Genomic DNA, 13,543 nt, shown 5'->3' on the forward strand with positions numbered 1-13,543 from the left:
GACGCCGCGGACCGGAGGGCCGGACGGCGGCCCTCCGGTGGGTCACTCGCCGGCCTGGCCGGCGGTGCTGCCGTTGTCCTGCTCGCTGCTGGGGGCGCCCACCCACACGGTCTTGGCGTTCATGAACTCCCGCATGCCCAGCTCGGTCAGCTCACGGCCGTAGCCGCTCTGCTTGACCCCGCCGAAGGGCAGGTCGGGGTAGCTGGAGGTCATGCCGTTGATGAACGCCATGCCGGACTCGATGTCCCGGACGAACTGCGCGCGCTCGCCCTCGTCCTCGCTCCACAGATTGCTGCCCAGGCCGTAGGGGTGGCTGTTGGCGATCTCGATCGCCTCGTCCAGGCTGTCGACGGTCCACAGCGCGGCGACCGGGCCGAAGACCTCCTCGGCATAGAGCTTCATCTCCGGGGTGATGCCGGTGAGCAGGGTCGGCTCGTAGAACCAGCCCGGCCCGTCGACCTTCTTGCCGCCGACGACGACGGTCGCGCCCTTGCTGACCGCGTCCTGCACGTAGTCGTCCACGTCGTCCACGCCGGACTCGGTGGCCAGCGGGCCGATCTCGGTGGCGGGGTCCATCGGGTCGCCGACGGTCAGCGCGCCGATCTTCTCCGCGAACAGCCGGGTGAACTCCTCGGCCACGTCGCGGTGCACGAAGAACCGCTTGGCCGCGATGCAGCTCTGCCCGTTGTTCTGGTTGCGGGCGGTGGTGGCCACCTCGGCGGCGGTGTCCAGGTGCGCCGACGGCATCACGATGAACGGGTCGGAGCCACCCAGCTCCAGCACGGTGGGCTTGAGCGCGTCCCCGGCGATCGCGGCCACCGACTGCCCGGCCGGCGCGCTGCCGGTGAGGGTCGCAGCGACCACGCGGTCGTCGCGCAGCACCCGCTCGATGGTCTTCGAGCCGATGAGCAGGGTCTGGAAGACGTCGGCGGGGAAGCCCGCCTTGCGGAACAGCTCCTCCATGTAGAGCGCGGTCTGCGGCACGTTGCTGGCGTGCTTGAGCAGCCCGACGTTGCCGGCCATCAGCGCCGGGGCGGCGAAGCGCATCGCCTGCCAGAGCGGGAAGTTCCACGGCATGATCGCCAGCACCACACCGAGGGGTTGGTAGCTGACGTAGGCCTGCTGGGCGTTCACCGCGCCGGCGTCCAGCTGCTGCGGCTCGAGCATGGCCGGGCCGTGGTCGGCGTAGTACCGCAGCGCCTTGGCGCACTTGGCCACCTCGGCCTTCGCGCTGGCGAGCGTCTTGCCCATCTCGGTGGTCATGAGCGCCGCGACGGAGTCGGTGTCGGCGTCCAGCACGTCGGCGGCGGCGCGCAGCCAGCCGACCCGGTCCTCGACGCTGGTGCGCCGGTAGCTCGCGAAGGCGGCCGACGCGCGGGCGATCCTGTCCTCGAGGACGTCGTCGGTCAGCGGCTCGAAGGTCTTCAGCGTCTCGCCGGTGGCGGGGTTGATCGTGGCGATGGCCATGGGCTCCTCCTGGTGGTGGACACGGCCGGCGTCCGGTGTCCTCCGGGCGGCCGTGTCCCCTGCACCTGCCCGCGGCAGGGGACACGAAACAGCAGTGCCCGACACGCCGACCCGCGCGCCGACCGGCCAGCCGCACGCCCCCGACCGTTCACCCGGGGACCGCACCCCGGTCGTCCGGCCCCGCAACAGTCCCGCGCATGGCCCTCGATGCCCCCCTGTCCCGCCGCACGCTCCTGAAGGGCGGGGCCGTCACGGCCGCCGCCCTCACCTTCGGCGGTCTGTCCGCCGAGGCCGCCCGCGCCGCCGTCGCCGAGACCGCCCACTCCGGCGTCTTCGGCTTCGGTGTCGCCAGTGGCGACCCGACCGCCACCGAGCTGCTGCTCTGGACCCGGGTCACGCCCGTGCCCGGCGCCCTGCCCGGGAGCGGACAGGGGCCCCGGACCCGGGTCCGGTGGGAGGTCGCCCGGGACGAGGCGTTCCGTCGGGTCGTCCGACGCGGCACCGTCACGACCGACGCGTCCTGCGACCACACGGTCAAGGTGGTCGTGGACGACCTCGAGCCCTACACCCGCTACTGGTACCGCTTCACCGCCAAGGGCGCGACCTCCCCGGTCGGCCGCACCCAGACCGCACCCGACGAGGCCGGTCAGCTGCACGCCCTGCGCATGGCGTTCGTGTCCTGCAGCAACTGGACCGGCGGCTTCTTCACCGCCTACCGCGGCATCGCCGCCCGCGACGACCTGGACTTCGTCCTGCACCTGGGCGACTACCTCTACGAGTACGGCAACGACCCGCGCATCGCCGGGGTGGCCGGCTCCGGCGACCGCTACGGCCCGAACGCGCTGATCGGCGTCCGCGACCACGAGCCGGCCACCGAGATCGTGTCGCTGGCCGACTACCGCCTCCGCCACGCCCTCTACAAGACCGACCCCGACCTGCAGGCCACCCACCAGCGGCACCCGTGGATCGTGGTCTTCGACGACCACGAGATCACCAACGACGCGTACGACACCGGCGCGGAGAACCACGAGCGGGACGACGACCCCGACACCGCCTACACCGAGCCGGGCAAGCCCGCGGGCATCCGCCCGGAGGGTGACTTCCTGGCCCGCCGGGAGCGGGCGTTCCGCGCCTACCTGGAGTGGATGCCGATCCGCGAGCCCGCCCAGTGGCAGCCCCGGCCCAGCACGGGCCGGCAGTTCTTCCGCCGCTTCACCTTCGGCGACCTGGCCGAGCTCTCGGTCGTCGAGACCCGGCAGAACCGCGCCGAGCAGGTCCCGGCCACCGTCGGCGGCGCGCTCAACCCGGCGCTGACCGACCCGCGCCGGCACCTGCCGGAGCCCCAGCAGATGAGCTGGCTGACCCGGGGCATCACGGCGCAGAGGACGGCGTGGCACCTGGTGGGCAACCAGACGGTGTTCGCCCGCGTGTACGCCGTCCCGCGCGCCGGGGTGCTCGGCGGGCAGGTGTTCAACACCGACCAGTGGGACGGCTACCAGGCCGACCAGCGCACCCTGCTCGACGCGATGGCGGCCTCCGGGCACACCGACCCGGTCGTGCTCACCGGCGACATCCACTCCTCCTGGGCCAACGACCTGCCCACCGACTGGGCGCGGTACCCGGTCGACGGCAACTCGGCCGGCGTGGAGTTCGTCTGCCCCTCGATCACCAGCAACGGGTTCAAGGAGTCCCTCGGCAACTCCGCGGCCGCCGCCACCGCGACGACCGCGGCGTTCCAGGCCGCCAACCCCTGGGTCCGCTACCTCGAGGGCATCGGCCACGGCTTCACCGTCCTGGACGTGACGCCGGAGCGGGTGCAGGCCGACTTCTGGTTCATCCGCAGCAATGGCGACAAGGGCCTGGCCGTCGACCCGCGGCTGGACCCGCAGGCCACCGTCGGCTACGAGACCTCCTGGGTCTCGGTGAAGGGCAGCCGCAAGGTCAGCGGCCCGGTCGCCCAGCTCGGCGCCCGCAGCGACCAGCCCCGCACCGCCCGGTGACCCCCGGTCCCGCTCGCCCGCGCCCCGGGCGAGCGGGACCCCCGGCGGCCACCTAGCGTCGGCCGGAGACCTCCGGCGCCGTCCCGGGTGGCCGACGACGAGGAGGACCGATGCCCGGCTCCAGCCGCATCCAGCACCCCGACTTCGCCCGCAAGGTGGTGCCGGCCGAGGAGGCCGCTGCCGTGATCGCCCCCGGGGACACGGTCGGGATGAGCGGGTTCACCGGCGCCGGGCACCCCAAGGCGCTGCCGCAGGCGCTGGCCCGCCGGATCAGCGAGGTGCACGCCGCCGGGCACCCCTTCCAGGTCGACCTGTGGACCGGGGCGTCCACCGCGCCGGAGCTGGACGGGGCGCTGGCCGCCGTCGACGGCATCGCCCGGCGGCTGCCGTACCAGTCCGACCCGGTCACCCGCGAGAAGATCAACACCGGCGGCATCGACTACCTCGACGTGCACCTCTCGCACGTGGCGCAGCTGGCCTGGGAGGGCTTCCTCGGCCCGCTGGACGTCGCCGTCGTCGAGGTCAGCGCGATCACCGCCGAGGGCGGGCTGGTCCCGTCGTCCTCGGTCGGGAACAACAAGACCTGGCTGGACCTGGCCGACCGGGTGGTGCTGGAGGTGAACTCGTGGCAGCCGGAGGGCCTGGACGGCATGCACGACGTCTACTACGGGACGGCGCTGCCGCCGCACCGCCGGCCCGTGCAGCTGACCCACCCCAGCGACCGGATCGGGGTGCCGCACCTGCGGGTCGACCCGGCGAAGGTGGTGGCCGTGGTGGAGACCCACGCCCCCGACCGGAACACCCCGTTCAGCCCGCCCGACGACACCGCCCGCGCCATCGCCGGGCACCTCATCGAGTACCTGGAGCACCAGGTCTCGCGCGGCCGGCTGCCCGCCGAGCTGCTGCCGCTGCAGTCCGGCGTCGGCAACGTGGCCAACGCCGTCCTGTCCGGGCTGCAGGAGTCGCGCTTCGAGGACCTGACCGCCTACACCGAGGTGGTGCAGGACGGCATGCTCGACCTGCTGCGGTCGGGCACCCTCACCTTCGCCTCGGCGACGGCGTTCTCCCTCAGCCCCACGGCGATCGCCGAGTTCACCGCCCACGTCGGGGAGTTCCGCGACCGGATCGTGCTGCGCCCGCAGGAGATCAGCAACCACCCCGAGCTGGTGCGGCGGCTGGGCGTCATCGCCATGAACGGGATGATCGAGGCCGACGTCTACGGCAACGTCAACTCCACGCACCTGATGGGCAGCCGGATGCAGAACGGCATCGGCGGCTCCGGCGACTTCGCCCGCAACGCCTTCCTGTCGGCCTTCGTCAGCCCGTCGACGGCCAAGGGCGGGGCCATCTCGGCGATCGTGCCGATGGTGTCCCACGTCGACCACACCGAGCACGACGTCGCGGTGATCGTCACCGAGCAGGGGCTGGCCGACCTGCGCGGCCTGTCCCCGCGCAAACGCGCCCAGCAGGTCATCGCGCGCTGCGCCCACCCGGACTACCGGGCGATGCTCACCGACTACACCGAGCGTGCGCTGCACGGGGCGCACGGCCGGCACACCCCGCACCTGCTGGACGAGGCGCTGAGCTGGCACTCCCGCTTCCTGCGGACCGGCAGCATGCGCACCGACTGAGCCGCCGGTCAGCCGGGGAAGACCTCCTGCTGGGAGAACAGCAGGTCGCCGTCCTCGGCGTCCGGCTCCGCACCGGGGGCGACCTGCTGGCCGACCACCAGCACCGAGCGGGCGGCCGAGCGCAGCCCCGGCACCTCACCGAGGGAGTCCCAGCCGGCGGTGCGGGCTAGCGCGGCGAGCGCCTGGCCCAGCTCGGACTCCCCCGCGGCCACCAGCACGGAGGCCTCGTCGGTGACCCGCAGGTCGTGCCGCTGCAGCACCGACACGTCGGTGGTGCCCGAGGTGTCCGGCACCACCGCGGCCACGGGGACGTCGGGCAGGACGTCGGCGTCCTCCGCCTCGTCCTCGGCGTAGGTGTGCAGGACGCCGAACGGGAAGTCGTTGCCGGTCAGGTCGAACTGGGCGTCGGCGTAGGCCAGCACCGCCGGCAGCAGCCGGTCGTTGGCGGCGAGCACCTCGGGCACGCCGTCCTCGCCGGTCACCGCCGACACCGTGGCGGCGTGCGCGGTCACCGCCGCGGCCAGGTCGGCCGCGGCGGCGCGCAGCCGCTCGGCGTCGGCGGGGGTCCACTGGGTGAAGTCGTCAGCCACGCCGCGACCGTACGACGTGCCCCGCGGCGTCAGTCCTGCGGCATGGTGATCACCGGCTTGACGACCTCGCCGCTGTACGAGGCCTCCATCGCCTCGCCGATCCGGTCCAGCGGGAACCGCTCCACCAGTCGGTCGATCGGGAACCGGCCGGTGGCGTAGAGGGCCATCAGCGCCCCGATCAGCGGCCCGCTGCGGCCACTGCCGCCCAGGGTGCCCACGATCGACTTGCCCCACAGCGTGCTCATGTGGTCGGCGGTGAACTCCGCGCCGGCCGGCGCACCGCCGATCAGGATGGCCTTGCCGCGCATCCCGACCGAGTCGATGGCCTGGCGGACCACCGGCAGGATGCCGGTGCACTCCAGCGCGAAGTCGGCCGGTCCGCCGCAGATGTCGGCGACCGCCTGCACCGGGTCGGTGTCGCCGGCGTTCACCACCTCGGTGGCGCCCAGCTCCCGGGCCAGCTGCAGCCGGGACTCGTGCCGGTCGACGGCGATGATGGTGGTGGCCGCGGAGTTGCGGGCGGCCATGACCGCGGCCAGCCCCACGGTGCCGGCCCCGTAGACCACCAGCGAGGCGCCGGGCAGCGGGCGCGCGGTGTTGAGGACCGCACCGGCGCCGGTGGCCAGGCCACAGGCCAGCGGGCCCATCAGGTCGACCGGCAGCCCCTCGGGGACCGGCACCAGCGAGGTCGCCGTGACCAGCGAGTGGGTGGCGAAGGAGGACTGCCCGAAGAACGCCCCGGCCAGCGGGTCGCCACCCGTCGTGCGCACGCCGGAGGTGCCGATCGGCCGGGAGCCGCTGAAGGCCAGCCGCCCCAGGTCCAGGCAGTACCGCGGCTCGCCGTCCAGGCAGTTGCGGCAGCGCCCGCACCAGGGCCAGCCCATGACGACGGCCTGCCCCTCGCGGACCTCCGTGACCCCGTCGCCGACGGCGACGACCGTCCCGGCACCCTCGTGGCCGAGCACGCCGGGCAGCGGGAACGGCATGTTGCCCTCCCGGGCCAGCCCGTCGGTGTGGCAGAACCCGGTGGCGGTGACCTGCACCAGCACCTCGCCCGGGGCGGGGTCGTCGACCTCGACGTCCCGGAGGACGAACGGTGCGTCCGGCTGCTCGACGACGGCGGCGGTTGCTCTCATCTGCGCTCCCCACGCCGGGCCGGCCGACGACGGCCGCGCCGGCGCCCCCGCGGACCGTCACGCCGCGGGCGACAGTGCCCGCGGCGTGCCCGCAGTGTGCCCGCGACCGCAGTGCACAGCACGGGCGCGACATGTGTCGCGGCTCAGCGCAGCGGCGGGATGACCTTCCGGTCGGCCAGCCGGCCGAAGAGCTCGACGAACCGGTCCTCGGTGTCCAGGCAGTCGGCGAACCCGGCCTGGCGCAGCTTGATCGTGGAGCTGACGTTGTCGAAGCCGGAGGTGAAGATGAACTCACCGAACTCCCAGCCGACCAGGTCCTGGAACGGGGTGGGCACCAGGTCGTGCCGGGTGGCCAGCCGCTCCCACACGTCGCGGCGCCCGGCCATCGCCTCGGGCAGCGGCACCGGCTGGGGCTCGGCGTGCTCCATGCCGAACGCCCGGGCGAACGCCGGGAACAGGTGCCGCCAGCGCACCTGGTCGCCGTTGGTCACGTTGTAGACCTCGCCGTCGGCGGCGGGCGTCGCACCGGCCCACACGGTCGCCCGGGCCAGCAGCTCGGCGTCGGTCACCTGGTAGAGCGCGTCGTAGGCGGCCAGGCTGCCGGGGAAGCGCAGCGGCTGGCCCAGCTCGCGGCTGATCGCGGCGTAGACGGCGAGGACCATGAGCAGGTTCATCGGGTTGCCGACCGCGTAGCCGATGACCCCCTCTGGCCGCAGCACCGTGAGCCGGAACCCGCGCTCGGCGGCGACCTCGCGGAGCAGGTCCTCCTGGTCGTAGTAGAAGTTCGGCTGGACGATCCGCGGGTCGCTCTCCTTGGCCGGGGTGTTGAAGAAGCCCATGTGCGCGCCGTAGGCCTTGCCGCCCTGGTACAGGGTCACGTGCTCCAGCGGCGCCCCGGCCGCGGCCAGCCCGTCGAGGGTGTGCCGCAGCATCCCGACGTTGACCTCCGACAGCTCCGCCGCGGTGGGCCGCTCGGCGTAGGCGCCGAACACCAGGTGCGTGGTGTCCCGCGCCCCGGCCAGACCCTCCCGCGTGGCGTCGGCGTCCCGGAGGTCGACCGCCAGGTGCTCCCAACCGGCCTCCCGCGGCGCCCGCCGGCTGACCCCGCGCACCCGCCGTCCGGCGGTGACGTACTCGGTGGCCGCGGCGGAGCCGATGACCCCGCCCGCGCCGGTGACCAGCACGCTGCCCTGCTCGCTCATCCCGCTGTGCTCCCTCGTGTCGACTGCTCCCCCGACCAGTGCCCGGGAGCGCGGGGTCGAACCGGAAGGCGACGTCGAACCGGAGGGGTCGTGCCAGGCTGGCGGCGTGGGCATCGAACGCACGGTCCGGCTCTCCTTCTCCGCCGACGCCCGCGCCGCGGGGACGCACACCAACCTCTCCGCCGTCCGCAGCGACGGCCCGGTGCTCTGGGTCGCCGGTGACGAGACGGCCACGGTCGAGCGGCTGGTCGCCGACGACGCCGGCGACTACGCCGGGCAGACCACCTTCCGGCTCGCCGACCTTGTCGACCTGCCCGGCGAGGACGACGACGAGGAGGCCGACGTCGAGGGCCTGGCCCGGCACGGGGACTTCCTGTGGGCGGTCGGCTCGCACAGCCTGCGGCGCAAGCGGATCAAGGACGCCCACGAGGGCGACAAGGCGCTCCGCCGGCTCGCGAAGGTCTCCGGCCAGGCCAACCGCCAGGTGCTGGTGCGCCTCCCGGTGGCCACCGTCGACGGACTGCCCACGCCGGTGCGGGAGCTGACCGTCGACGGCGTGGCGCACCGGGCGGCGGTGTTCGGTGCGCACGGCGACGACCTGCGCGACCTGCTCGCCGACGACGAGCACCTGGCGCCGTTCCTGCCGATCCCCGGCAAGGACAACGGCCTGGACGTCGAGGGCATCGCGGTGGCCGGCGACCGGGTGTTCCTCGGGCTGCGCGGTCCGGTGCTGCGCGGCTGGGCCGTCGTGCTCGAGCTGCGCCCGGAGGTCCACCCCGACCACCCCGGCCGGCTCCGGCTGCAGCCGTTCCCCGACGGCCGCGGGTACCGGAAGCACGTGCTGCGGATGGCCGGGCTGGGCGTGCGCGACCTGTGCCCGCACGGGGACGACCTGCTGGTGCTGGCCGGCCCGACCATGGACCTCGACGGCCCGGTGCGGGTGTACCGCTGGCACGACGCGCTCACCGTGGAGGTCCCGCAGGTCGTGCGCGGCGAGGCGCTCACCCGTGAGCTGGAGCTGCCGTTCGGCGACGGCGACGACCACGCCGAGGGCATCGGCCTGGTCGGCGAGGACCGGCTCCTGGTCGTCTACGACAGCCCGGCACCGGCCCGGCTGCACGAGCACGGGGTGGACGCCGACGTCGTCCGGCTGCCCGCGCGCTGAGCCCGGCTCAGCCGCCCAGCGCCGCGAGCGTGGCCCGCACCTCCGCAGCGGTGACCGGCTCGACCGGCAGCTGGGACAGCAGCGCCGGCACCTCCTCCGGGAGCAGCCCCTCGGCCAGCAGCACGTCGAGCAGCCGGTCGGCCTGGGCGAGCGGCACCGGCAGGGTGAGCCCGGAGCCCCGCACGGCGGCCTCGGCCAGGAACAGCGCGCCGGCAAGCTCGTCGGCCGCCGCACCGGTGGGCGCCGGCACCGGGGCCGCGGCCCGGGTGACCGCCTCGGCCGCGCGCACCAGCGACAGCGGCAGCCCCTCGGCCTCCACCTCCACCAGCGGCACCGCACCGATCGCGGCCAGCACGAGGTGCTCGGCGTCGATCCGCAGCGGCGCCTCCCACTCCCCCACCCGCACGACCTCGACCAGGTCCGCACCGTCCTCGCCCAGCTCGTCCAGCAGCTCGGCCCACTCGGCGGTCCGGGTGGCGCGGGACCGTTCGGCGGCCTGCACGCAGGTGTCGAGCACGAACGGCTCGACCAGCTCCCGGTCGAACCGCTCGGCGTGCAGGACGCCGTCGGCGCCGAGGGCGTTGAGCGCGTCCTGGAAGCTGCCGGGGCGGGCGTCGCCGAGCTCGAGCCGGCCGTCCTCCTCACCGCCGAGCGGCTGGCCGTTGGCCGCCCGGGCACCCAGGGTCGAGCCGCTGGGCACCACCCGGCCGCGCACCCGCTGGAAGTGCGGGTGGTCCGAGAGCCCCACCGCCCAGGCGCACGCCTCGGCGATCAGGGCCGGGGTGCGTTCGCGGAGCACCTCCCGGCACAGCAGCGCCATGGGGTCCGGGCCGAAGTCGCTGTCGATCACCCCTCCACCATGCCCCGCCGGGGCGGCGTCCCACCAGCAGGACCCGGCTGTGCCCCGGCTGAGGGGCGGATGTGCGCGCGCGGGCCTAGCGTGAGCCGGGACAGCCGGACCCGCAGCGAGCCCTGGAGCAGTCCATGCGCGTCGACCAGCACCGTCGTCCCCGCCCCCTGCGCCGTCCGCTGGCGGTCGCCGCCGCCGCGGCAGCCGCGGCGCTGCTGCTGCCGGCCAGCGCGGTCTCCGCGACGCCGCCGCACCGCCCTCCGGTCGCCGTCCCCGACCTCGTCGCCTCCCCCTCGGTGCCCGTCCGCGGCCTGGACCTCGACGCGCTGACCATCCCGGAGCTGCAGCAGCGGATGGACGCCGGGCAGCTCAGCGCCGTCGACCTGACCCGGGCCTACCTGGCCCGCATCGACACGCTCAACCCCGACCTGGGCGCGGTGCTCAGCGTCAACCCGCACGCCCTGGACGACGCCGCGGCCAGCGACGCGGCACGGCAGCGGCAGCAGACGCGGGGCCCGCTCGAGGGCATCCCGGTGCTGCTCAAGGACAACGTGGACACCGAGGCGATGCCCACCACCGCCGGCTCGCGGGCGCTGCTGGGCAGCGAGCCCGACGACGCGACGATCACCCGGCGGCTCCGGGAGGCCGGGGCGGTCGTGCTCGGCAAGGCCAACCTGTCCGAGTGGGCGAATTTCCGCGGTGCCGCCTCCACCAGCGGCTGGAGCGGCGTGGGCGAACAGACGGCCAACCCCTACGTGCTCGACCGCAACCCGTGCGGCTCTTCCTCCGGCTCGGCGGCCGGGGTGGCGGCCTCGCTGGCCCAGGTCGCGATCGGCACCGAGACCGACGGCTCGATCGTCTGCCCCGCCGGCGCCAACGGCGTCGTCGGGCTCAAGCCCACGCTGGGCCTGGTCAGCCGCACCGGCATCGTGCCGATCTCCGCCGAGCAGGACACCGCAGGGCCCATGGCCCGGCACGCCGTGGACGCCGCGCTCGTGCTGGAGGTGCTGGCCGGCACCGACGACGCCGACGCCGCCACCGCCGAGATCCCCGCCGACCTGGGCACCGACTTCGCCGACCTGGACCTCGACGCGCTGCAGGGCGCCCGGATCGGCGTCTGGACGCTCACCCCGGAGCAGTCCGCGGCCGTCGACGACCAGACCGAGGCCGTCTTCGCCGCCGCCGTGAAGGCGGTGGAGGCCGCGGGCGCGACCGCGGTGCCGGTGCAGCTGGCGTACCAGGACGAGATCGGCGCCGGTGAGACCCCGGCCCTGCTCGCGGAGTTCAAGCGCGACCTGAACGCCTACCTCGCCGCCACCCCCGGCGACCACCCCGCCGACCTGGCCGGGCTGATCGAGTTCAACGCCCAGGACCCGGTGGAGCTGGCCTACTTCGGCCAGGAGCTCCTCGAGCAGGCCCAGGCGGCCACCGTGCCCGCCGACGACCCGGCGGTGCGCGAGACCCGCGACCGGATCCGGCAGCTGGCCCGCGCCTCCATCGACGAGGTGCTCGCCCAGGGCGCCGGCCCCGAGGACGACCTGGCCGCGATCGTCGGGCTGACCAACACCCCGGCCTGGCAGACCCGCTACGAGTACCTGGACGGGCAGGCCGACGCCTTCGTCTACAGCACCTCCGGCCCGGCCGCGGTGGCCGGCTACCCGAACGTGTCGGTGCCCGCCGGGTTCTCCGGCCCGCGGGAGACGCTGCCGGTCGGCGTCTCGTTCTTCGGCGGCCGCTGGACCGACGCGGCCCTGCTCGACATCGCCGCGGACTTCGAGGAGCAGGCGGCGGCCCGCGAGGCACCGGGCTTCCTCCCCACGGTGGGCGCCGACCCGCAGCCGGACAACCCCGAGCCGGGCACCTGAGCAGGACCGCTGCCCCACCAGGCGTCTTCGCCGGGTGGGGCAGCGGCGTCAGACCAGCGTCCCCCGGACCACGGCCTGCACGGTGGCCCTGGCCCCCTGGTCGGTGAGCGAGACCAGCGCCCGCCGGTAGGGGCCGGTGAAGCGCTCGTCGTCCACCAGGTCGCCGAACAACTCACGCAGGCGGAGGAAGGCCAGCGGGTCGCCGTCCTGCGAGCGTGCCGCGGCCCGGAGCGCGTCGGCGCGCGGATCGGTCATCTCCAGCTCCCGTCCGGAGTCGTCGGTGCCGGCGGCCCAGCGCGCCCAGGCCGCGACGACGACCGCGGCGTGGGTGACGTCACGGCCGGCGGCCAGGGCGTCCCGGACGACCGGCAGCAGGAACCGGGGGATGCGCTCGGAGCTGTCGACGCACAACCGCGCCAGCGTGTCCCGCACGTAGGGGTTGGAGAACCGGCCGAGCAGGTCGGCGCGGTACTGCGCGAGGTCGATGCCCGGCACCGGCGGCAGGGAGGGCGTGGCCTCGTCCGTCATGTACCCGACCAGGAAGGCCCGCAGGAACGGGTCCTGACAGGCGTCGTGCATGAACGTGTACCCGGCCAGGAGCCCCAGGTAGCCCAGGCACTGGTGGCTGGCGTTGAGCAGCCGCAGCTTCATCAGCTCGTAGGGCTCGACGTCGGCGACGACCTGCACACCAGCATCCTCCAACGGCGGGCGGCCGAGGCTGAAGTCGTCCTGTAGCACCCACTGCGTGTACGTCTCGGCGATCACCGGCCAGCCGTCCTCGACGGCGAACCGGCGGCTGACCTCCTCGCGCTGGACATCGGTGGTGCCCGGGGTGATCCGGTCGACCATCGAGTTCGGGAACCGGACGGTGGCCTGCACCCAGTCGCCCAGCTCCGGGTCGCGCAGCCGCGCGAAGGCGGTGAAGCTGTCGGCGGCGACGTCGCCGTTACCGGGCATGTTGTCGCAGGACACGACGGTGAACGGCGGGACGCCGCGCTGCCGGCGGCGGGCCAGCGCCTCGACCACCAGCCCGAACACCGTGCGCGGGACGGCGCCGGGGCCGGCGTCGGCGACCACACCGGGCTCGGTGGTGTCGAAGGCGCCGATCCCGGTGGTGTTGTAGCCGCCCTCGGTGACGGTCAGGGAGACGATCCGCACCTGGGGGTCGGCCATCTTCTCCAGCACGGCCTCCGGGTCGTCCGGCGCCAGCAGGTACTCGACCATCGAGCCGATCACCCGGGCCTCCAGGAAGCCGTCCGGATGGGCGAGCACCAGCGTGTAGAGGCCGTCCTGGGCGGTGAGGACGTCGCGCATCCGTGCGTCCGAGGGCAGCACGCCGACGCCGCAGATGCCCCACTCGAGCGCCTGCCCCTGGTTCATCAGCCGGTCCAGGTACATCGCCTGGTGCGAGCGGTGGAACCCGCCGACGCCCAGGTGCACGATGCCGGTGCGCACCGCGCTGCGGTCGTAGCCGGGGGTGGAGACCTCCGGCCCGAGGTCGTGCAGGGTCGTCGCGTCCAGCTGCATCCCGACCCCGTCCCCGCGGCCACCGGGGCGCAAACCCGTACCCGTCAGGCCAGGAGGGCCTGGCGGAGCTCGGCGGCGTCGGTGCGCACCTGGGACAACACCGGTGCGAC

At 74.4% G+C, this 13,543-nt stretch carries 10 protein-coding genes; 4 read left to right on the forward strand and 6 right to left on the reverse strand.

The window, feature by feature from the left end; genetic code table 11:
- Positions 1–42 precede the first annotated feature (42 nt).
- Complete coding sequence (locus O2W14_RS10335) at positions 43–1,467, reverse strand: NADP-dependent succinic semialdehyde dehydrogenase (protein WP_269176002.1); 1,425 nt, start codon at positions 1,465–1,467, stop codon at positions 43–45.
- Between the two features lie 197 nt (positions 1,468–1,664).
- Between O2W14_RS10335 and O2W14_RS10340 the strand changes: the two genes are divergently transcribed.
- Both O2W14_RS10340 and O2W14_RS10345 read left to right on the forward strand, forming a co-directional pair.
- Entirely contained in the window at positions 1,665–3,467 is a 1,803-nt protein-coding gene (locus tag O2W14_RS10340) for an alkaline phosphatase D family protein (RefSeq protein ID WP_269176003.1), read from the forward strand.
- A 110-nt stretch (positions 3,468–3,577) separates the two neighbouring features.
- Positions 3,578–5,098 (forward strand): acetyl-CoA hydrolase/transferase family protein, encoded by a 1,521-nt coding sequence (locus O2W14_RS10345; RefSeq protein WP_269176004.1) that lies wholly within the window; start codon positions 3,578–3,580, stop codon positions 5,096–5,098.
- An 8-nt stretch (positions 5,099–5,106) separates the two neighbouring features.
- Here the strand turns inward: O2W14_RS10345 and O2W14_RS10350 are convergent, their stop codons facing one another.
- From O2W14_RS10350 to O2W14_RS10360, 3 genes are all read right to left on the reverse strand, one after another.
- A complete protein-coding gene (locus O2W14_RS10350; protein ID WP_269176005.1) occupies positions 5,107–5,688 on the reverse strand; it encodes a hypothetical protein in 582 nt (193 codons plus the stop codon).
- A gap of 29 nt (positions 5,689–5,717) precedes the next feature.
- Positions 5,718–6,824, reverse strand: coding sequence for an NAD(P)-dependent alcohol dehydrogenase (locus tag O2W14_RS10355; RefSeq protein ID WP_269176006.1), 1,107 nt, complete (start codon positions 6,822–6,824; stop codon positions 5,718–5,720).
- 143 nt (positions 6,825–6,967) lie between these two features.
- Positions 6,968–8,026, reverse strand: coding sequence for an SDR family oxidoreductase (locus O2W14_RS10360; RefSeq protein ID WP_269176007.1), 1,059 nt, complete (start codon positions 8,024–8,026; stop codon positions 6,968–6,970).
- A gap of 106 nt (positions 8,027–8,132) precedes the next feature.
- Between O2W14_RS10360 and O2W14_RS10365 the strand changes: the two genes are divergently transcribed.
- Positions 8,133–9,191: a DUF3616 domain-containing protein gene (locus O2W14_RS10365; RefSeq protein WP_269176008.1), complete on the forward strand. Its 1,059-nt coding sequence runs from the start codon at positions 8,133–8,135 to the stop codon at positions 9,189–9,191.
- 7 nt (positions 9,192–9,198) lie between these two features.
- Here O2W14_RS10365 and O2W14_RS10370 read toward each other — a convergent pair whose 3' ends face one another.
- Positions 9,199–10,041, reverse strand: a complete 843-nt coding sequence (locus O2W14_RS10370; protein ID WP_269176009.1) for a hypothetical protein — start codon at positions 10,039–10,041, stop codon at positions 9,199–9,201.
- A gap of 134 nt (positions 10,042–10,175) precedes the next feature.
- On the opposite strand from O2W14_RS10370, the gene O2W14_RS10375 reads away from it, so the two are divergent.
- The gene (locus O2W14_RS10375) at positions 10,176–11,906 is read left to right on the forward strand and encodes an amidase (RefSeq protein WP_269176010.1); all 1,731 of its coding nucleotides are present in this window, start codon (positions 10,176–10,178) and stop codon (positions 11,904–11,906) included.
- A 48-nt stretch (positions 11,907–11,954) separates the two neighbouring features.
- On the opposite strand, the gene O2W14_RS10380 is transcribed toward O2W14_RS10375, so the two are convergent.
- Positions 11,955–13,433 carry a mannitol dehydrogenase family protein gene (locus O2W14_RS10380; RefSeq protein ID WP_269176011.1) on the reverse strand — a complete coding sequence of 493 codons (1,479 nt, stop codon included), beginning with the start codon at positions 13,431–13,433 and terminating at the stop codon, positions 11,955–11,957.
- Positions 13,434–13,543: the final 110 nt, after the last annotated feature.

Origin of the sequence: Modestobacter sp. VKM Ac-2986 (genome assembly GCF_026967795.1) — a bacterium.
GTDB lineage: Bacteria > Actinomycetota > Actinomycetes > Mycobacteriales > Geodermatophilaceae > Modestobacter.

Coding starts and splice junctions, on each gene's coding strand:
- O2W14_RS10340 (WP_269176003.1), top strand. CDS start 1,665: ATGGCCCTCGATGCCCCCCTGTCCCGCCGCACGCTCCTGAAGGGCGGG.
- O2W14_RS10375 (WP_269176010.1), top strand. CDS start 10,176: ATGCGCGTCGACCAGCACCGTCGTCCCCGCCCCCTGCGCCGTCCGCTG.
- O2W14_RS10335 (WP_269176002.1), bottom strand. CDS start 1,467: ATGGCCATCGCCACGATCAACCCCGCCACCGGCGAGACGCTGAAGACC.
- O2W14_RS10345 (WP_269176004.1), top strand. CDS start 3,578: ATGCCCGGCTCCAGCCGCATCCAGCACCCCGACTTCGCCCGCAAGGTG.
- O2W14_RS10380 (WP_269176011.1), bottom strand. CDS start 13,433: ATGCAGCTGGACGCGACGACCCTGCACGACCTCGGGCCGGAGGTCTCC.
- O2W14_RS10355 (WP_269176006.1), bottom strand. CDS start 6,824: ATGAGAGCAACCGCCGCCGTCGTCGAGCAGCCGGACGCACCGTTCGTC.
- O2W14_RS10360 (WP_269176007.1), bottom strand. CDS start 8,026: ATGAGCGAGCAGGGCAGCGTGCTGGTCACCGGCGCGGGCGGGGTCATC.